Raw genomic sequence first — 21,441 nt, 5'->3', positions numbered from 1 at the left:
TTTTTACGGTATGGAGCCTTTATTGAATCATGTTGCTCCCTGAGCATCCTGATTAAAGCGCAGTTTGAAGGTGACAGGGACAGACTGAGAGATGCTTTTAACACCAGCAAGATCAATCAATGCCTGAATGCCTGGCATCAAACCAAATTTGCTGACATCCAGCAGGAGAGGTTTAGCAGTAGCGACTTCAACGGTCCTGTTGTTCAACAAGGTAACATTCAATGATTCTCGTAGCCTTCTGGTTTTACCATGCAAAGTGACTTTAGCCGTCACTCGTACCTTCTCGGTTTCACCGACTTCGAGACGCTCATGAAGATTTTTGCTCAACGACACTTCAATATCTGCAGTAGGATATTGGGAAGTCTGAAAAAAAATCTCCCTGAGTCGGCCATCCCGCTTTCCAATCCCGGTATTTAAACTTCCGAGTTCAACGGTTAGCAGGGCTTTACCCGCATTCGAGATACTGCCATCAATAGACTCAAATTGCCCGACGGTGCCCACTTGCGCCGCTTTAATGAAAGTAAAATAAAGTTCAGAATGATCTTTATCCAGACTCCACTCCGCTTGGGCGCTGCCAATCATCAGTCCCGATAGAGCAATTGCCCTTAAAATGCTGGCAAACTTCATAAGCTTTCCCTGATTCTTCTTTTTCATGAACCTGCATCCTATCTTCAGCCACTTCTGCTGTAAAACCTAAACATGTCAACACAGTCTAAAACAAGAAAATGGAACTATATTCTTATTCAAATTTATCCAGTTTTACTGTTTACAGACGCTTACCAACAAAATTATTGCCCTAAAAAAAATTCAGCCTTGATGAAATATCTGAATCTGGGTCTATTCTTAGACGCACCTTGAAACAGTAGAGTTAAGGCCTGCCATGAAACCCATTGACCTGTCAGGTATTTATTTACACTATACGATCACTGACTTGTTTTTAATGCTTTTTTGTCACCAGGTACAGGCTGGTTTTAGTGTTGCCGTTCTGGCGGAAAAAGCTTTGCTTAACAGTAAAGAAATTTATAATGCTGTATCACTGGAGCATAAACAAAAATGCGGATACTTCACTCCTCAAAACAGCACTATTACACCTTATAGAGCGCCGAGTAATAGCGACGACAGCCCTGCTTCATCCAGAGGCTCTCAAACCGGCTCAACGGCTCCCAAGCCTCCGCCAAAAAACCGGGTTATCAACGGCAGAACAGAGTCCCCTGATGATCATGAAGAATTACGCACCCGACCTCCACGCGACCCAAGGGATTCTAAGCCAGCGGCAATAAAGTATGCAGGTTTGACACCTCAACAAATTCTGGAACAGCACCTGCTGTACAGCTATAGCCATGAGACTGGAAACACTACACACACTCTGGTGGGCAACTTTCTGGCTACGACAACAATGCACTTTGCCCTCAATATAAGCCTGAATCCTTCCACTTCAGGCCTTTACCTTATTGCCCATGAACATGAAGTAGTAGTGAATTCAGAAAACCCGACAGAGACTGTTAACTGGGTAGTGAACACCCTGACAGAGAACCAGCAGCCCGCAACGGTGCTATCAACTTTTATCAGTAAGCACTATGCCGACCACCAGATTTTTGATCTTGTCCGGCTGATTCGCAGTTGCTTTGGCTTACCCAGCCGCAGTGACTAACCCTTACCCCCTGTTTATTTGCATTCGTAACAGAGACATTCAGGATGGAACTGAATGAAAGCAGCCAACTACTGGCAGATAAAAATTATTCTATTTCTTCGGGGATTACTGCTCTTCCTGAGTTTTACTTCAGAATCTGTCCATGCATTGGAATCCGTGATCAGTCTGGTGATTGCCACCCATCAATGGCAACAAATACAGAAGGCTCCATGGCAACAAATACAGAAGGCTCCATCGATTCAGAACCAGACTGATCCTCAGCGGACACTTCCAGAACCTTTTCCGCAATCCACGCCTCCGGGAAAGCAGGTGAGGTATTTTCTGGTTCCAGAACGACCTCCTATCATTCACTACAACTGCATAAAGAACCTGACTCTTCATATAAACGACGAAGTGTCTACGATTTATTTACCCGACAAGCCTCTGGTTCCAAGCCCTCTATTTGCTGAGTATGAATACCTTTCACTCAATAACTCCACAGAAAAACACTACATTATTCATGAGCCTTACCCACCGGGTAATGATCCTGATCCGGATCATCTCACTCCGGAAGACACCCAGAACAAAATGCTGGAGATTCCATTAGCAGATAGCGATCAGAGTGCTGAGCCTTACCTCATAGAGTTCAGGAAGCCAAAGATAAGAATGATTCTGCGCTTTAAACATCAGCGTCCGTTTATTTACAGCGTAAGGGAGGAGACAGATGCGCTTCTTCGATCGTTGTCGCTGGAATCAGATTTAATCGTCGATCACTACGATGATTTAATGTTCTACCTGCCCCCACAAACGGATATCCCCCAGTTACAGATGGATCAGACCTATCCTTCAGATACTCCGGCTCAGTTGTTCTACGGGATGGGACTGTTAGTCGCGATTGCAGAGGTTGAAGGAGAAACGGTTTACCTGTTGAGATGGCCTGATGGTTCTATTACCAGCATCACCGCCAGTGAATACTACCGACAACTCAGTATTGCCTTCGAAGCTGAACTGGATGCGTTTATCAACGGTCCGCTTTTTCCCAGAATAGCGCCTGAGGTATACAGAAATGGTTATGCTCTGCCACAGAGCACTTCAGGAAATTCATCCTATCGGGACTGGTGTGATGCCAATGGCTTCAGCAAAAGTGATGGCAACGCATATTGGCGAAAACGGTGGTCTAAAAACTGGCAGGTTCTGGGCTCAAGAGCACAGCCATTCCATTCTGCCGGGATCAGTATTGAAGAAGTATTGAAAAAGATCTGGATGGCACCCAAGAGAAAGAAGAAAGGCAAGAATCAAAACAAAGCTTCGCCCCCCCCGTCTCTGGAAGCGTCCCCCCAAAACAGAGACGACTCACCACCTGAAGCAAAACCCGATAATCCCTCACCCAGAGTAGTGCCGATTGACACTGCCAAGCTGCCCGATTTCAATAAGTTAGCTCAATCCATGGAAGTGAGTCGCGTCAATCATCCTGAGCTGCAGGCGATGTCCCAGGTAGCCAGACACCTCTGGGTTATTTTCTTTTTCCTGACAGGCATTGATCTTCCTGAAGCCAACGAGGAGGTATCCCGTGAAACACCTGCTCGACTCGGCATGAAATGGTTAAAGAACAGTGCGAGTGAAATGCTGCCTTCCGACACTTTCCACGACCTTTTCAGTTTTATTGAACAGCTGGGGATCTATTCCCCCGGATCAGGAGCCCGAATTAAACCCTCCGGAATAGTAACGGCTCTGTGTAATCACTTTGGTAACAAAACGCCTCGTTGTACAAAACTGAGAAGACACATCAATTTTTTCAGGTTGGTCATTTATCAATGTCCAAAAATTCTAGAGGGTTCAGCTCAGGCGACTGAATGTCTGGAAACAGCTCATTGGTATCTGACACAGATTAACTTTCTGGAATCCTTGATGATATCCACCCCTTTATTTGATCCACACCTGAAGATCGTCACCGATTATCTAGAGATGGAACTGGATGACAATGCATCACCTTCCCGGCAATTGATTGATGCCGTCATTCACCTAATTGGTCTGCACGACCTGTACGAATACTGGCCTCTGCTAGCTTATAATCTGGGTCTTTCAGCAAACGTTCTGGAGTTATTCAAGTCCTTTGAGACAGGCGTCCGTAAAATACAGGGGGAATGGCACTCCGTCATTCATGCTGTATTTAAAGAAGCCCTCCAACTCAGAGATGGCTTTATAGATCCACTGGAACTTTCTCTGGTTCTGCGGGAAAGCGGTATGGGAATCGTTGCCAGTATCCTGCAATTACCCGACTACCCTCGCGATGTTTCTGTTTCAGAAATGCTGATCCGTTTCCCCCCTTCGGACAAAGCCAGAAGACTTCCAATAAGATCCTTATTCGCAAACATAACTTATCGAACGCCAGCAGAGCTGATGCTATCAGGTCCTTTTAATCACTATCAAATAGGCATCGCAAAAGTACTTTTATTGCAAAACGTTTTGAATACCTATATCGATCAATTAGTGGCTGGACACTTTCCGGACACCTGGCGATCTGTTCTAAACGACGCGTTTTTTGCAAACCCGGAGCGATCAGCCAACCTTTTTAACCGATTTCTGTACTACCCACCGTCTGTTAGTGAGGAAGTGGATCCGGCTTATTCAAGTAGATTACCTCTGGGCAGCCGATACATGGGTACCTTGATCCCTTCAGAACGTCAGCGTCGTTTACTCAGTGAAGCCATGATATTCTTCAGCGTAGTGGCCAACGCCCTTCATACTTTGCAAAGAATTGCCGAGGGCCAACAAGCCAATGTTATTCTTCAGGGCATGTGGCTGGAATCAGACACTGAAGCCAGCCAACTGGTCATTTATTCTGTCCCACAGTCCTCACCACATACTCTGGATATCCGCAGTAACCTGAAACAACTGTTACTGGAATGGCTGTTGCAATCACCGATTTCTTCTGCCGAAGCGTCACTGCTTTTCAGCTCTGCACTAGAGGCCAACAAGCAGCTTGATAGAGACACTCCAAGCACCTACCTGTCCACTTTTATTTCCATGTTTTTCCAGTTAGAGACCACAAAAGAAAGCCAATACGCTCATAAATTCGCGGGGCTATCAAGAGCCTTTTCAGAGTATGAGCATCAAGAGAATGAGTGGTATGCAGAGGCTGTGTACCCTCATCGAACTTACAGAAAGCTGATACACCAATGGCTCTACCCATCATCTGTAACACAGTTGCCCGCCCAGTCCATGCTGGACCAGCTAAGTACTGAACACTTCCTCATCTTGAGATTCACCCACCCTGACCACCTGAGAACGTTACTTCCCGGTGCTCTTCCTCAATATTTTATGGTGCACTCAAATGAGCAGAATCTATTCCACTCGCTACTGCCCAACGCCCCTATTCCCTTGCTGCAAAGGTCAGGCCCTCTTATGCAGGATATGAGCATATCTGTCGTTTCTTCACAAGGAGGTGAGCCCGGCGCTTATTACGCCCACAGTTCACAGCATGATGGTAATTATCCATCGACTGTCGCTTTTTTTAACGTAAAAGCTGGCTGGAAGACTCTGACAACACTACTCAATGACTTTAAGGTCTGGCCCTTGAAGAATCGTGTTGGATATTTGCTGGAATTGATCAAGCTGATTCAGGATAACCCTTCGTTTCAACGACCACTCCACCTACAACACCTGATTGCTTATGATCCGGAATTAACGGCACCCGGTATTCTGCTTGAACCAGGAATGGCTCAAGACTTCAGCCCCGGAGCTTTTTCTCAATTAGTTCTGGAAGTGATGACAGGCCAACCACTCCCAGAAAGCAAATACCCCCAAATGGCTCACAGCATCAGCTTTCTGGAGAAAAATTGTCTGAAATTACTGCCTTATTACCTCAGACCCATTCTGGAACTGATGAATATGGCGCACTGGTTACCTTCAACAACCCTATCTCCTTCGCTAACAACCCAACAATTACTGCCGTTTTTAACCAGAATACTTGAGAACCTGCACCACAACCTGCAGTCGGTTGAATTTTCTTCGGTCAGTCATTTCATAGAAGGTTCACCTTCAATCACACCAGAAGCTCTTTGCACCTTTCCCTTGCATTGCCATCCTGACACCTTGGCTGTCGCTGGGATGAGCTGTAATACACAGTATTTGTTTTGCCCACACTGTCAGATCACATTTGGCCATACTCGACACGTCTGGGAAGATCTGACTCTCATACACTGGCTGAATGCTCACCAGAACTGTCGTAAAAACAATCAAGTCACGCCATCTGTAGCCCTACAGCACATTCCTGACTTTCTGGTACTGTGCTCTGGAAAGTTTGACCAGAATAATTGGTTGAAAGGAAGCATGACCAAACAGGATCTGGACTGGCTGGCTCAACAAGATACGATTCCGGAAAAGTGGCTGTTGTTAGCCTGGTTAACAGGCAGTCAGCCTGAACATATTGCCCATGCTTATCAGCAGCATCAAAACAATCTACAGAATTTACTGAAAGCCCTGTTCTCCGGAAAAGCTATTTCGCGCACTCTAATGATTCAGGCTGCTGGACAAGCCGATATGCCTCTGATTCATAAACTGCTGACCCACAATCTGGTAGAGCCTTTACTCCCACCATCAACGACCATGGAAACTCAATCGCTCGTCTACCAATACGCTCAGTTTTTACAACAATACCCGGGGCTTCTGGACATACAGGAGCTCGAAGACCGTAAGAAGGCTCAATGGCAGACGGCAGACCTGCCTGACTGGCTACCCGTGGTTTCAGCAATACAGGAGCGACACCCAGCCACTATACCCAGCCTTCTACATCACTCTCTGGAATCCTGTAGAATTCTGGCTCCGGATTCAGAACGCGAAGACCCAGCCCAAACGCTCATTGAATGTATTGTTCATCTGGCAAATCGACATAACCTGACGAAGTATTGGGCTATCACCGGATATTTTCTCGGTTTGGACTCGAAAACCCTTGGTAAAGCGTCCCGTAGAAAAGATGACAACGATCGTCTAAAGGAGACCCTGAACTCTTTCCTCCAGCAAAATGGCCGCCTTCTGGACCCCAGGGCTTTAGGTGTTATCTTTAGTCATTCGGGGCTTAGGCTGATTAGCCGCTTACTGCATTTCCCCATAGGTAGCACACAACTTGAGTCGTCATTACTGCTGACCTCTACTCTAAGAACTCACATCAATCAGCGTCTTCGACACAAGGTGGAAGTATTGGAGTGGGTACCGTTGAACCTTGTTTACCCGAAAATAGACAGAAGCCTGGGCAACCTTTATGGCATTGCCGAACCCGCTCTCTTGATTGAAGCCCTGAACCAAAGGCTCAGAAACCACGTTTACTCTGCGACAGAACCTTTTATCCACGATACTTTAACCATTTCCGGCCACCCTGCTTATTCCGGACTGCTTAGCCATGTGCCCTATGATGGAGAAATACAGGCATGGTGGGGTATCTCTCTGGATCAACTACCACATGATTTACCTGAACTCATTGAACAGATAGAAAATGCTGTGACTGACCTGCAAAAAGTCCAACCGATGCCTGACAATGTTTCTGTTCATCTGGAAACCGGGACTATTAATCAAAATATTCCTTATCTGCAATTTGTTCTCTATACCAGCCTACAGACAGATCCTGACCCTGCTCCTCTTGCCACTGAGTTAGCGCGAGGTTTATTGGGGGGATTCAGTGGCCATCATCTCCATCATGGCCAGTCGATGCAGATTGCACAAAATATGGAGTGGGTCACAGGCCTGATCAGAACCCATGAAATCCTGCCTGCTTCTCGCTACCAGTTCCGACAGGCTTTGGCTCGACTGATTCATCAGTGGCACTATCAACCTCCTCAACAACTCATGTCTCAGCACTATCGGCAGATGGTGGAAAACGTCAGAGAGAACCCTCACTGGCTTGATACGGATATGCCTCTGATCGTCCCCATTGCCATTATTAACAAGGGAAAGGCCAAGGAAAAATCAGTCCAGTGTCAGCATTGCAATCGAGTTTTAAAGTCACCCAAAAAAACAGAATGCTGTGAAACCACCTTGTGTCTTGATTGTATAAACATTGTCATTCAGGACAATGCGGGCACCCATTGCCCCTACTGTGAAAGTAACGTTGAGCAGAGTCATTTGCCTTATACCGATCAAGAGTCTGAAGCGGAAAAAGCCAACAACATTCTTTACCAGTGCCGGGAGCCGGGCTGTTCAACTTCAGGCACTCTGACAACGCTGGAGCAACACAGCTGGAGCAAACACAATCTGGTTCCAGAGCTAAACCATAATGCTGATGATGATTTACTGAGCTGGAATCAAAAGTTCCTGCTTCAGAGAGTCATCAGACAACTGACCGCTCATCAGCAACTGAACCTGGAGAACCCACTGCTGACAACCTATGACTCTGACAGTTCACTGGCAGTGCAGGTAACAGACCCTGATCAGGCTCTTAAAGTAACGCTGGTCTGGCAACACAGCCAGGGAGATATTATTAGTGAAGAATGCAGCCTGTCTACTTCTGCGACTTATACACTGGGAGCTAGAACACGGAAAATAGCCCTGCATACCTGCAATGCCCCTCAACGGCCTCAACATGCAGAGGAAACTGAAACCTATCTGAAGCGCAGCAAGCCTCTGGCAGTAGTACAAAATTCAGTACACTGGCCAGATACACACCGGGCACGATATCTGATTCAACTCAGCGCACTGCTGCAAAGTTTGAGCAGACGAGGCACTTATCCGGACTTTAATGCCTCGCAGCTGGTCAGGTTTAAAAATGATAAAGGGGTTGAAACGGCAGGTATTCTCTATCACCAAACGTTACCGGCAAAGAGTGCTCTCAATACTTTGACTTTAGGTTTATCCGTACTGGCTGGTAGCGAGGTTTTCCTTGCTCCGAGTCAGGTGACAGCAGCGGATATGTCTCTTATCCTGAGCCACCACTTGTTGCCTGAGCCTATAGCGGCTGCACTATTACACTTCCTGAAACCTATGCATGACGACTCTCTGGGTTCTATCATTGCGGCCAATCCTCATCCAACATTATCGCTTAGTCCCGGTACTGCCTCTTCAGCACTTTATATACCCAACCACCCAAACCACCCGTTGGTACTCACTCCATTGTCGCTCCTGCAACAGGTTATGGGGTATGGACACCAATGGTATTGCACTGGCTGTAACGAGGTGCACAAGGCTCCTTTGCTGAACCATTGTCTTGTATGCCCGGAATCCAGCCAAAACGACAAAACCGATTTTTGTACTTCATCCGTTATGAACCAGATGCTTCACCACCCTGTTAATGAAGCAGATCTGGAGTTACGGCGAACTTCACTGCTCAACAGCCACAGGTGCATCAACGTAAACGATCTGGCACTGGCTGGTTTCCATTACAATCAGGAGAACCGGCAAGTTGAATGTCCTCAATGCCAGCTGAATATCACCCCCTACCTGGGACTGGTGAATCCCTGGCATGCCCATCAGGCTCTCAACCCGGGATGCCCCTACATTCGCCCCTTTTATCTTCCACAGCCACTCTCTTACTCTGTAGGACAATTGATTGAGTTTATAAAAGACTGTTACAAGAAACAGCAACCTGAAATTCCGGCAGCGGTACTGCAGCAACTCGGGCAAACTGTTTTGAAAGAGATGCACAGTTATCTTGGTGATTCAGCAAATCAGCTATTAAAAGGCAGGATTAACGCAAAACAGCTCTGTCAGGCTTTTGCCAAAGCCTCTCTTGAAATGGCACATGACATGATTTGTCCTATCTGTATGGATAAGATCAGTGATGTACGACTAATGCCTTGTGGGCATGCTATGTGTAACGGCTGCCTGCAAAAGCTTCTGGATAACCACAATCGAGCCCATCCCAATGACCCCGTGCCCTGTCATAAATGCAGAGCACCTATGGAGGGAATAGACAATATCAGGTAGTCAGACTGCGGCTTTCCTGCTCATCAGGAATCACGGCAATTCTGGACATGCCCGTCAGCACACAGATGGCCATGAAGATTAGAAAAACCCGAACCTCCCATAGAGGAGAAAGGGCAATACTGAGCATGAAACTCAGAACAGTAAAAAGGATAGCGCGACGCTTGTGACTGGCTTTCATGCCACGATGCTTTTCCCAGTTGCTGAGCAATGTACCGAAGTGACGATGATTCATGAGCCAGTGGTGAAGTCGCTGACTGGAGCGGGCGAAACAAAAAGCAGATAGCAACAGGAAAGGTGTTGTTGGCAACAATGGCAACACTATGCCCAGAACACCTGCGGCCAGGGACAGCAGACCAACCAATGCCAACAACACTCGAAACATTCAGAAACCTTTCATGGGGTCAGGGTATTTAAAGCGATAACCCAGCTGACTCTTGACCTTATCGCTGTTCACAATGCGATACGGAGAAGCTTCACTAATAAAGACAGGAGCTGGTAAATCAGACTTTATACAGGCCTGAGTATAAAAGTCACGTTTGGCAGGATGTTGATCTGCAGAGCCATTAAAGACTTCTCCCCAGGCTCCTTGCTCAATAATGGCCGTCATAATACCCACACAATCGTCAACATGAATCATGTTAACCAAACTGTCAGGCCCTTTAAGTTCTCGGCCAGCAAAGTACAACCCGGGATTAATTCCACGCCCCATCAGACCCGAAAATCTAACAACCGTTGTACTAAACGAAGCGTTACCCGTAAACAGCTCCTCAATCGGCAGCCAGGCTATTCCCAGAAAAGCATCACTCTCATGGGAAGCATCTTCCTCACGTACTACTTCACCCGTCTGGAGATACACAGAAGTCGTAGAAATCAGCAGAACTTTTTGAACGCCATGACCTTCGGCTTCATCTGCGATGCGCTGCATAATGGCAGTGAAGTGAGCCGATGACTCTCTTGAGGGGGGTACGGTTACGATCAGAATATCGGCATTAAAGGCAGCATCCAGATCGCCTTCAGGTTCAGGTGTGAACTTCAACACAGAAGTTTTTAAAGCTCTGGCATTCAATGCATCACACTTTTCCAAACGGGTGACAGTTCCACTGACGTTGTAGCCCAGCTCTACCAGCCTTTCAGCCAATGGCAATCCTACTCGCCCATAGCCAACAATACTGATTCTGGATTGGGTACTCACTGCTTTTCTCCCCTGATACGCTTTTTTTTCGGCAACTCAGGATTGGCTCTTCGAGCATGCAACAAATGTCTAATGGCCATGACCGGATGCCTCAATAACATTCTGGGCCCACCGTAACGCATGATAATCCGGGCTTTTTCCTTCATATCCTTCTTATAACAGTGGATCGGACAATTCTGACAAGCCGGCTTTACCTGCCCATAAGGGCATTTGCTCAAGCGAAGTCCGGCAAACTCAACAAATTCACGACACTCCTGACAGAGCGCCTGCTCACGCTCACGGCTGGAATGGTGATCCCGACAGTAGATGCGAGTCATGGCAATAATAGTCTTATGCTCGTAGAGCAATACACCGGTCAGAGGCTCTGTCAGTTTTCTCATAAACGCTTCTGTTTGTTCAGGAACATCAGGCAGCAAGCAGTTTCAATGCTTCAAACTTTTCAAGCTGCTCAGCGACAAAGCTTTTGTCTTTGTTACGACGAATATAGAGTTTGAATACTGTATTACCCGAGTGACTGAAGAACTGTACAGACTTGGTGTCTACGCCATGAAAGGGCTTGGAAACCAGGGCAATTTTACTGTAGCCATCCAGTTTCAGGTGCCCTTTCAGAGGCGTATTCTTGTCACTCATATTGTAGTAACCGAACTTCATGCCGCCTTTCGGGAAAGGCCCGGACAGTTTAAATATATGACCATCGACGTCAATTACCGTCAACAGTTCACCCCAGGTACGGAATTCTTCCGTCAGTTTTTGAAAAAGGCTGCCATCCAGCACAGTCACCATTTCTTCTGGCAGATTGCAGACCGCCTCAAGTTCAGTGATGGATAGCTCAGCGGCAATCTCTGCGGGCAATTTTTCGGGGGTTTGGGCAATGATATTGCGAACCGCATCTTGGGCACTGATGGATGTCATTCTATTTACTCCTGATAATACTGTTCTTTCGCTCAGTCTCTGGTACTCAAGACTGCTTATGATGAGGGCAACCTTGCGGGCTATTTGCTGAAATTGGCGCTCTTTTAGCATGCCCACCCATATGAACTCCGGACTCCGATTCCTCTCCGGGATGCCCATAGCCAATAGAGAGTGCCTGTAGATATTGCTGCAGACCCTCATTCATATTGACCGCCCAGAACTGGCCCGCCAGAGTCAGATCAAGAAATTCACCATTCACTTCGACCAACCCATTATTGGTCCAGGCTTCAAAGAGGGGACGACAAAGACGACTGAACTCAAAGCCGCTTTTATCCATGGCTTTAAGATCCAGGAAACCCAGATCAAAGGCAGCACCGGCTGCATTGAAGGCTTTATAGAGAGGATTGGGCGCAACTACACCCATCACAGGCTTTTTGCCTGCATCAATGTCGGCATAGTAGTCGTCCAGTTTACGCTGCAGCATCATGCTGTGACCCCCAACATTACCACCCGCTCCAGAACCGAAAGGAATCACTTCTGCACCTGATTTGGACAGATGATTATAGAGGTTACGTTCTCTGGAGCTTTTACCCCAATGACTGACACTTAAACGACGGAAGTGTTTTTTATTAAGAAATTCTATCGCTGCCAGAAAACGATCGGCTTTTTCCTCGGTGCCGGCAGGGGTAGGCATAGAACCTTTTTCAATGCTCTGTGCCATACGAGAGTGGCCCATCAGAATTAACTTATAAAGATCTGCACCGTCGATACCACTGTCTACCAGTATTTCGAGATCCTTTAACCAGCTCTTTGTCGTTTGATAAGGGAGACCAAAAATAAGATCCACCACGACTGCTACCTGGTCAGTCGACATCAGCTTTTGCAAACGCTCAAGAATAACCTCCTGAGGATCGATCCGGCTCATTTTGCGCCGAATAGCCGAATCAAAAGTCTGAACACCCAGAGAAAACCGATTAAACCCAGCCTCAATGCAGGCATCAATTTTTTCGTCTGTCAGGCCACTGAAACGAGACTCAAAGGTCATTTCACAATCGTTGGCTAATGGCAGGTTTTCCCTGATGACTTTACCCAGTCGGCGAATCTGTTCAGGCGTTAAATCAGTAGGAGTGCCACCGCCAAAGTACACGGCATGAATAGGCGCGCTATGAGCTCTTGGTAGCGCAGCCGTCATTTCTATTTCACGAATCAGATAATCGACATAGCGCTCAACCTGAGCTTCTTTGGTTGTGTTCTGGAAAAATCCGCAATAGGAACATTTCGTTTTGCAGAACGGAATATGAAAATAAGCAGCCCGCTTACCCTTGCCCGGTAATGCCATTAAACGATTCCAGGCCTCCTGCCACTGATGAGGCGGTAAAGGCGTACCCGCTCCCCGGCTGTGAGCATTGGTCTTTTTTTCAAAAGCATGGCGCAATGGATCAGGCACAGAGCGGCCAGTCATGGACTCTGTTAATACAACGGGCTTATTCATAATTTCATACAGCAGTCAGAAATAACTCAGGCCAACATGGGTGAGAAAACAGAGGTTCAGGTCACCCCGAAAAACTAATTAACATCTTACTTTTATAGATATTCAAATACAAACCATTATCATTTAGATATGTACTTATCTGGAAAGATATATACCCACGGGACTTCAATTGGGAAGTGAACGAAGCCCCTGTTTCATGGATGAATAGAGACAGTCATTCAGAGATTCGAAAGGGTCGGCAGGCATCATTCCATATGAAATGTCACTGCTGTCCGGTTAAAAATCCGGAATAACTGGGAAGTGCCTGTCCCTGTTGGTTTACAGTAAAATAGAAGTTATCGAGACAGCTATTTCACAGACCAAGAGAGACAGGCATGAAGCATCATAACAGCGTTTTCCAACAGTTGCTCAAAGTCATTCCCCGCCACCAATTCCAGAAGGTGGTTGACCGTCACAATGGTGATCATCGGATCAGAACTCTGTCATGCTGGACTCAGCTGGTCGCCATGATGTTTGCTCAACTGGCCAGTCGGGTCTCGATTCGGGATTTAGTTGAGAACTTCAACACCTGCCACAGCCACCATTACCATTTGGGCGTCTCTCGCATAAAGCGCTCTTCACTGTCGGACGCCAACAGTCATCGGTCCGCCAGCATTTTCTCAGAGACTTTTTTCTTTCTGCTGCAAAAGGTCAGAAGCCATCTGCCACGGGGAGCGGCCAGTGACATGGTACGTCTGATTGACTCCACAACCATCGACTTGAATGTAAACCAGTTTGAATGGGCTCATTTCAGGAAAACCAAGGGCGGCATAAAGCTGCACACGGTTTATGACCCGGAGGCAGATACACCGACCTTCTTCGAACTGACCAGCGCCAAAGTGAATGATCGTAAAGCCGCTCAGAACCTGCCCATTATGGCGGGTGTTACCTATGTTTTTGACCGGGCCTATGATGACTACAGCTGGTATTACGAGATGACCTGCCAGGGTACTCTTTTCGTTGGCAGAATGAAGAGCTCTGCGGTCTACGAAGTCATTGAAACTCGTGCAACGAAGGAAAACTTTATCCTTGAAGATCAAATCATCAGGCTTTCTTCTGACAAAGGCCGTAAAGACTGTCCAACCTACCTGAGACGAGTCAAAATTCACCGTGAGGAAGACGGCAAAGTACTGGTATTTATCAGTAATGACCTGAAGAGAACAGCGGTTGAAATTGCTGCCCTGTACAAATCTCGCTGGCAGATTGAACTGTTCTTCAAGTGGATTAAACAGAATCTGAAGATTAAGCGGTTCATTGGCAGAAGTGAGAACGCAGTGAAAATTCAGGTTCTGACAGCAATGATTGCCTACCTTCTACTACGCCTGGCCCAGATCACAACACGCTGCCAGCTGTCGTTACAGCAAATAGCCAGGAGAATCAGTCTTAATCTGACCGGTCGTCGTTCTCTTCTGGAGTTATTCAGTGATCCTCCGGAGAAAAGCGGGGGCAGCTTGCTCCAGAATCAGGGAAAGCTGGAGCTTGGATATGTTTAACCGGACAGCAGTGATGAAATGTACAGATTAGATGGAGAGAAAGTCGGTGAATACTGCCGACTAGGAGGCTGACCGAGAATAGCGTCCGAGCATAAAATTCAGTAGAACGAGTCAGCTTTTTCACTGAATTTGTGCGAATAGTTGACCTATTTAAGCAAATTCAGTGGAAAAGATGGCCGTTCTTTCTGGATTTTAGGCCGGGCTGTCTATTCTCGGTCAGCCTCCTAGGGCAGTATTCACCGGAGCAGGAAAATCAGATTTCCCACTTCACGCTGACAGAAAAGTTTCTGCCAGACTGGGTATAGCGGTTAAGGCCTTCATAGGTGCTGGAGAGACCGCGTACGTCATCCCATTTCCAGTATTTTTTGTCGGCAATATTGAAAATACCGGCGGTCAGCGTTACATCTTTTACAGGCTTGTAGTAAGTGGTCATATCGACAATACCATAGCCCGGTGTCGCAAATTGATCACCATTGGGCCTGGTTTCGTCAGCAGCGGTATCGTTCTGAGAGATATCGTCCTTCTCTTTTTCTGCCACCAGTGTCCACATCAATTCACCTCCCCAGTTTTCGCTGGGAGCGTCATAGCCCAGCCCAATCACTGCGGTCAGGGGGGCAATACTGTTAAGAGGCTCATTCTCCAGAAGACTGCCACTCGCATCAGTCAGCGTTCCCTTACCCTTGCTCCAGGCAATGGCCGTTTTCAGGCTGGTTCCCATGGGTGCACCAACCGCTTCATCCAGCCAGAGATTCCCTTTGAACTCCACGCCTTTAATGGTTGTGTCGTCCAGATTCTGATACTGATAAATACCTGCCCGGTACTGACTGTTTCTACCCAGATAAACCTGCTCGATAAAATCGTCATATTGGTTGTAGAAGAATGTCAGTTCAGCACTACCAAGACTGCCATTGGCTCTAAGGCCTACTTCTATCGACTCACTCTTTTCAGGTTTGAGGTTAGGGTTAGGCTTTACATGTACGATACCCGGCACTTTCTCTTCAAAGTACATGGCAAACATATCAGGCGTACCAAAGCCCTGACTGATCTGGGCGAAACCGGAGATAATGTCTGTAAACTTATAAACGCTACCCAGCTTTGCAGACCAGTTGTCGTACGACTTGTCTTTAACTTCAGTCGGGTAGTATTGGTCGGTTTCCGTTTTGGGAGAAAAACTGTCATAACGGATACCTGGCGTAACCGTCAGGCGGTCATCCAGCAGAGTTATTTCATCTTGAAGGTAAACCCCTACAGAATTGACTGTCGCCTTGGGAGCATATCGACTGATTTCCTCTCCTTCATTCTTAGTATCCTGAATATATGTGGTTTTATTCAGGTTATTCTGCTCTTTCCTCTCAAAAGCAAGCCCATAGCTAAACAAGTGACTTACTGAGTCAATGCTCAACTCCTTTGCCATATTCAGATCGAACTGCCAGCTGGTTTCCTTGTATAGATAATCTTTTTTACGCTCCTGCGTCTCCAATCTCTCAGGAAACCCTCTTCTTGTTTCTGTATTCACACCCATCTTGTCATTGGTGATCTGATTGGTTTCTGATTCTTGCCAGTTCAAAGACCAATGCAGGGTGTCAAACGCGCTATTAAAAGCTTCCCAATCATGAAAGACGCCTATTCGCTTTCGTTGAGTTGAGTCTTTAGCAATAAATTTTTCGTAGGGTGCATCATTACCCTCTGGTGTGACCCCCACCATAGAAAGTAAATCAGTATCAGATTTCAACTCCCGCCACTCTGCAGTCACACCTATACGATGTGCGTCGCTCAATTGATACTGCAACTTGCCCAACACGTTATTGACGCCAATGTCTTTAGGATCGGCTTCTCCCCTGGCATCACCATTCACATCAGCGCCACCATGAGTCTGAGTTTCCTTGGCATCACGACGGGTATAAATCAGCAGACTCTCCAGATCGCCACTGCGATTAGCGAGGGTGCCTGTTTCAGAAAATGCACTGTCTGCAGAAGAGTACCCACCTTTCAGTGAGGCATAGGAATCATCCCCTTCTGGCTTGAGAAAATCAGCGGGGTCTTTGGTGACAAATGCCACTACACCACCAATGGCATCACTGCCATGAACCGTAGAGGCCGGGCCTTTAACAACTTCAACGGCCTTGATGGTTTCCAGGTCAATGAAATTTCGCTGGGAACGCAAAAACATTTTGGTGGAGTCAAACGCTTTTGCCTGATCCACACCGTCTACAGTAATCTTGACTCGATTGGCATCCATCCCCCGGATATTGAAGCTACCCGCACCGGTTCGACCATCATCAGTGACCGTGACACCGGGCTCATAACGCACCAGATCATTAATGTCATTAGCCATTCTTTTTTCAATGTCATCGGCTGTGGTGACATCCACACTGCTGGCTACTGAATCCAGTGTTTGCTCTGTTCGGGTAGCGGAAACCGTTACCTGATCCAGCAAAGTCGGTTGAGTGGAGGGTAAAGTCTCTTCTGCTTGTGCTGAGGCAGTGGCTATAGCCATGACTGCGAGAGCCAGATGTGTTTTTTGAATCGTGGGTAGGCTCATTGTCTGCCTGTACTTCCTGAAGCTCGGTTCTCGTATCTACAGATACAGAGTTTCCCAAGTCAATGACCAACTACGGCGAACAAGACTGATTTTGGAGGGGATCAGCCAGTCCACCCTGGAAATTAATTAGGATGTTAGTTTTCACAACACCCTGTTTACAAATCATTATCGTTTATAGGTGTACATATTGCCGTTTGAACAGGAGCCAGTCGTGCTTATGCTTTCGTGCATGAAATGGCCTTAAGTCCGACAGGCTAATGCAAAGAATCACCTTTCTTTCTTCAACCTGAATTCTGCCACTACCGGCAGGTGATCCGAGAGGCCTTCGGCCTTGCCCTGAATGACCCTGGCATTCACCAGATCAAACCTGGGTGAATAAAACAGATAATCAAGCGTCCGATCCAGGCCAAGCTCCGGCCGGGTTGCCTGAGTGAACCACTTACGCCGTTCAGCACCTGACGCCTGCTCAGGTGTAGGAACCACCGGATACTTCATAGCAAGCAAAGATAACTCAGAATCTTTCTGATACCAGAACTTCTCAGAGTCATCGAGATATTCATATTGCCCTTTGGGAATGAGATTGAAATCTCCTCCGGCGATCCAGAACGAATTTTTCAGCCCACCCAGCCTTTCATCCAACTGTTTCACTTGTTTTTGCATAATATCGAGCCCCTGAGCGAAGGCATCCAAATGAATGTTAATCACCGTGAGCGTTTCAGTACCCAGATTAATTCGGGTTTCCAGCAGGGCTCTTTTGGTGGTCAGGGGCAATAAAGACTGATCAGGTATAACCGGGAGGTCATGTCTCACAGAATTTTCAATAGCAAAACGGGAAAATGTCAGCAGGTTCAGTCCACCAGGCTCTTTACGGACTTTCGATAAAGCATGTCCATTAAGATAGGTGTATGCGGTGTGAGTACTGCAATGAAGCCGGGCAGGCAGAGCATCTTTAAACCATTGGACCTGGTTCATCCTGACTCTGGGATCTACATCGACTTCCTGAAGCAGGAGGATATCAGGATTTTCCTCTTCAATCAGGTCTAAAACCTGCTCAAAAAGGGACAGCTGTTTTTCCAGGGAAAGCGCTTCCCGATTTTGAGGTGGATTCCATACCTCATATATCCCACCAGCCAGAAACTGGATATTCCAGGTCATCACTTTGATACTTTGACCGGCTTTCAATGTTTCCGGAGAACCCGCACATTGAACGGAAGGTTCGGCCTTTGCACAGCTCGCCCCAAGTCCGAAGGTTAATAAAACACTGATCCACAACAACCATAACTGACACAGAAATGTCTTCAACACTGAAGGCTGCCCCCCTGACAAAGTGAACGTCAGGCCGACCCGAGCCGACCACGGTCACCAAGTATAGATACTGAAGCCCGGCCTACTGCTGTTCTTTTAATTTCTGTTTGACCAATTGATTAACCCCGAGCTTCAGGACAGGTTGAACAACTTGCTGCTGGACAAAAGCATCGTACCTCTCCTGATATTTGCTCATTTGTTCATCCAGCATTTCGAGCTCTTTGAAAAAAGCGTGGATTATCAGGCAAAGAATCAAAAATAGAATATCTTTAACGAATATCCAGCTATATAAAACGGACTCTAATATGAACAGATGTTTAGTTATCATATTCCTCTTTTTTGCTGCTGATAGCATGGCTTTAATAGAAACCGAGGAAGATATCATCCAATATTTTGGTGCCCATTTGGTTGATATTCATAGCGAGAAGGTTGCAAACTTTGAAGATGATTATCCGACATATGCGGTTAAAGCCAATGAAACCTCTCTAGAAAAAGATTCTGAATTTTTATTTGAACTGAAATATCAGGGATATAGCCTCTTATCGGCTAAAAAAATATGGCGCCAGAAGGGACAAAGTATCTTGGTAAACAGTTCTATATTATCAGAGCATAAAATCGTTCGTGCTGAGAGAGAATCCTTTCAGAAAAATGAAAGTTTACTTGAACGAATAAAACTCAGATTTAATGGCCCAGAGGGTGATTATTATGAGCTTTTTATCACAGGTAATAGTGATAGCTTTCCTCTCATAATTATTACAAATGATCCTGGAACCCTGGCTTCGAACTGGGATTATAAACCGCAGGTTGATCTAAGTGACTTTTTCCAGCCCTTACTCTCTAGATCTCATACATCAACAACTAGCACGACTAAAGTAGAGTCACCAAATCTTAAAACCTTGGGTATTGTTGGATATGTGTCGTTTAATTTGTTTGCTCAAGGCCTATGGTTTTTTAGCTCATTGAACTATTCTGTTAAACACCCTGAACACCCCAGAGATCCATTTTTATCAATGAGAGTTGTGTCCTGGCTTCTCGGTTTTCCAATTATTCCTGTCCAGGAAGTGATTGCTCAAACAATATACTATCTGGTAGCTAAGAAGTTCGCAGGCTTAGAGCTGTTCAGAGTTTTTGAAGATAGTAATAACTCACCTCATACACCGATCAATACTCAAAAAATACAGACATACGGCGGCCTCTAAGCCGTTTTAAGATGAGCAGCTCACAGCCAGCTTTTTACTCCATTCGGGTGGTTTTTGAGCATAGTGTTCAAGTTCGGGATGTTCATCAAAAGGTGATTTCAGCACGGTCATCAGACGCTCTATTTCGTTGAAATCACCTTGCTCTGCCTGCTCTATGGCGCTCTGGGCCAGATAGTTGCGCAGAATAATTGGGGCAGACAATGGAGCCGGTAACTGGACCTGAATGACTACAACAACAGCCAGCGCGAGTAACAACACCATAATAAACGACAGTATTTTTTTAGTGACTTTGAATGCGTACAGCCTATTTCCTGATCCCTGTCCCTGAATATCGGTAGATATCTCATTTGACGCACTACAAACATTTAACACGAACACATTAAGTCGGTACACTTTGCGTACAACTCAAACGCACCATGGAATGTAGACGTGCAAAAAAAACAACAGTTACTGGCTTTTTTGATTTCTGCGGGATTGGCCGCCTCCGTTTCCGCCGATGAAGGACGCTGGTATCTCAACCCGGCTATTGGTCTTCAGAACTTTGATTCCAAGCGCAATCTGGATGATGCCACCACACTGACCCTGGGTGGTGAGTATCGCTATAACGACCAATGGGCCACTGAGCTGAGATTTCTGGACAGCAACGCTGACAGCAAAATCGGAGATACTGACGTCAACCAGTATTACCTGGATGCCCTCTACTACTTCAAACCCATGACCGCCAAGTGGCAACCTTTTGCCATTCTGGGTGTAGGCCATGCCGAGTTTGAAGGCAAACTCAACGACGACAAAGAAACCCAAGCCAATGCGGGTCTGGGTGTACGTTATGCACTGAACGACAACTGGTCATTGCGCGGAGATGTTCGAGGCATTTATGGAACCGATGACAGCACCTGGGACAGCCTGATCAACGTCGGCGTCAGCTACGCCTTTGGTGGCAGCTCAGCACCGGCTCCAGCGCCAGTACCTGTTGAAGCGGATACAGATCAGGACGGCGTACCTGATACCCGCGACAACTGCCCCAATACACCGGCAGGCGCAGCGGTTGATGCCAAAGGTTGTGCACTGGACAGTGATGAAGACGGAGTTCCTGATTACAAAGATCAGTGTCCGAGCACACCAAAAGGTCGCAAAGTCGACGACCAGGGCTGTAAGGTGGCTCTGGAAAAAGACATCAGCATGAAGCTCAGTGTCAACTTTGCTACCAACTCTGCCGATGTGACAGGCAGCATTGATAACATCGATAAAGTCGTTCAGTTTCTGAAAACGTACCCTGAAGTGCCTGTTGAAATTTCAGGTCATACAGACGACACAGGTTCAGCTGAATACAATAAAAACCTGTCACAACGTCGTGCAGATGCTGTTCGGAATATTCTCATCAATAACTATGGCATTGCGGGCGACAATGTGACTGCCATCGGTTATGGAGAAGATCAGCCAGTTACCAGTAATGAAACTGCTGAAGGACGTGCCGCTAACCGCCGGGTTGAAGCCACTCTGAAACACAAGATCAAGCAGTGATCGATCCGGGAGAGCTCATTCCGGGCTCTCCCCCCAATACCGATAACAAAGTTCATACTTCTCCTTCCCCCCTCTACATGACAGTTACACATTATTTCAATTTCCCATATCTTTCGTTATATCTTAACAATCTAAATGATAATGATTTGCATTTAGTTTTTGTTTTACTTATTATTCTTCGACATCAACATGAGCGCTTCGG

General features: G+C 46.6%; 15 protein-coding genes. 5 read left to right on the top strand and 10 right to left on the bottom strand.

Annotated features, from left to right (window positions below):
* Positions 1–27: 27 nt before the first annotated feature.
* Positions 28–654 (bottom strand): YceI family protein, encoded by a 627-nt coding sequence (locus tag GZ78_RS19810; RefSeq protein ID WP_034840017.1) that lies wholly within the window; start codon positions 652–654, stop codon positions 28–30.
* A 226-nt stretch (positions 655–880) separates the two neighbouring features.
* On the opposite strand from GZ78_RS19810, the gene GZ78_RS19805 reads away from it, so the two are divergent.
* Entirely contained in the window at positions 881–1,651 is a 771-nt protein-coding gene (locus GZ78_RS19805; RefSeq protein WP_034840014.1) for a hypothetical protein, read from the top strand.
* 54 nt (positions 1,652–1,705) lie between these two features.
* Positions 1,706–9,544, top strand: coding sequence for an RING-HC finger protein (locus GZ78_RS19800; RefSeq protein WP_034840012.1), 7,839 nt, complete (start codon positions 1,706–1,708; stop codon positions 9,542–9,544).
* Here GZ78_RS19800 and GZ78_RS19795 read toward each other — a convergent pair.
* Genes GZ78_RS19795 through hutW form a run of 5 tightly spaced genes read right to left on the bottom strand, consistent with a single transcriptional unit; the run spans position 9,537 to position 13,140 of the window.
* Positions 9,537–9,926, bottom strand: coding sequence for a DUF454 family protein (locus GZ78_RS19795; protein WP_034840009.1), 390 nt, complete (start codon positions 9,924–9,926; stop codon positions 9,537–9,539). The two genes, GZ78_RS19800 and GZ78_RS19795, sit on opposite strands and share 8 nt — an antisense overlap.
* On the bottom strand, positions 9,927–10,736 hold the full coding sequence (locus tag GZ78_RS19790) for an NAD(P)-binding domain-containing protein (RefSeq protein WP_034840008.1): 810 nt from the start codon (positions 10,734–10,736) through the stop codon (positions 9,927–9,929).
* Positions 10,733–11,116 (bottom strand): nitrous oxide-stimulated promoter family protein, encoded by a 384-nt coding sequence (locus tag GZ78_RS19785; protein WP_034840495.1) that lies wholly within the window; start codon positions 11,114–11,116, stop codon positions 10,733–10,735. Before GZ78_RS19785 ends, GZ78_RS19790 begins: the two co-directional genes overlap by 4 nt.
* A 25-nt stretch (positions 11,117–11,141) precedes the next feature.
* Positions 11,142–11,648: a heme utilization cystosolic carrier protein HutX gene (gene hutX, locus GZ78_RS19780; protein WP_034840005.1), complete on the bottom strand. Its 507-nt coding sequence runs from the start codon at positions 11,646–11,648 to the stop codon at positions 11,142–11,144.
* A gap of 46 nt (positions 11,649–11,694) precedes the next feature.
* A complete protein-coding gene (hutW, locus tag GZ78_RS19775; RefSeq protein ID WP_051786373.1) occupies positions 11,695–13,140 on the bottom strand; it encodes a heme anaerobic degradation radical SAM methyltransferase ChuW/HutW in 1,446 nt (481 codons plus the stop codon).
* Between the two features lie 374 nt (positions 13,141–13,514).
* Between hutW and GZ78_RS19770 the strand changes: the two genes are divergently transcribed.
* Positions 13,515–14,672 carry an IS4 family transposase gene (locus tag GZ78_RS19770; RefSeq protein WP_034837026.1) on the top strand — a complete coding sequence of 386 codons (1,158 nt, stop codon included), beginning with the start codon at positions 13,515–13,517 and terminating at the stop codon, positions 14,670–14,672.
* Between the two features lie 253 nt (positions 14,673–14,925).
* Here GZ78_RS19770 and GZ78_RS19765 read toward each other — a convergent pair whose 3' ends face one another.
* The 3 genes from GZ78_RS19765 to GZ78_RS30705 form a co-directional block, all read right to left on the bottom strand.
* Positions 14,926–17,214 (bottom strand): TonB-dependent hemoglobin/transferrin/lactoferrin family receptor, encoded by a 2,289-nt coding sequence (locus GZ78_RS19765; protein WP_034840003.1) that lies wholly within the window; start codon positions 17,212–17,214, stop codon positions 14,926–14,928.
* 267 nt (positions 17,215–17,481) lie between these two features.
* Entirely contained in the window at positions 17,482–18,519 is a 1,038-nt protein-coding gene (locus GZ78_RS19760) for an endonuclease/exonuclease/phosphatase family protein (protein WP_034840000.1), read from the bottom strand.
* A gap of 82 nt (positions 18,520–18,601) precedes the next feature.
* Positions 18,602–18,730 (bottom strand): hypothetical protein, encoded by a 129-nt coding sequence (locus GZ78_RS30705; protein ID WP_269078781.1) that lies wholly within the window; start codon positions 18,728–18,730, stop codon positions 18,602–18,604.
* A 142-nt stretch (positions 18,731–18,872) separates the two neighbouring features.
* Between GZ78_RS30705 and GZ78_RS19750 the strand changes: the two genes are divergently transcribed.
* Positions 18,873–19,718: a hypothetical protein gene (locus GZ78_RS19750; RefSeq protein ID WP_034839996.1), complete on the top strand. Its 846-nt coding sequence runs from the start codon at positions 18,873–18,875 to the stop codon at positions 19,716–19,718.
* A 6-nt stretch (positions 19,719–19,724) separates the two neighbouring features.
* Here the strand turns inward: GZ78_RS19750 and GZ78_RS19745 are convergent, their stop codons facing one another.
* Complete coding sequence (locus GZ78_RS19745; RefSeq protein ID WP_034839993.1) at positions 19,725–19,979, bottom strand: hypothetical protein; 255 nt, start codon at positions 19,977–19,979, stop codon at positions 19,725–19,727.
* A 168-nt stretch (positions 19,980–20,147) separates the two neighbouring features.
* Here GZ78_RS19745 and GZ78_RS19740 point away from each other — a divergent pair, with 168 nt between their 5' ends.
* A complete protein-coding gene (locus GZ78_RS19740; RefSeq protein ID WP_034839991.1) occupies positions 20,148–21,239 on the top strand; it encodes an OmpA family protein in 1,092 nt (363 codons plus the stop codon).
* The last annotated feature ends 202 nt before the right edge of the window (positions 21,240–21,441 follow it).

It is taken from the genome of Endozoicomonas numazuensis (assembly GCF_000722635.1).
Lineage (GTDB): Bacteria > Pseudomonadota > Gammaproteobacteria > Pseudomonadales > Endozoicomonadaceae > Endozoicomonas_A > Endozoicomonas_A numazuensis.
The sequence above is the reverse complement of the archived record's forward strand: the minus strand, read 5'-3'. Positions and strand labels throughout refer to the sequence as shown.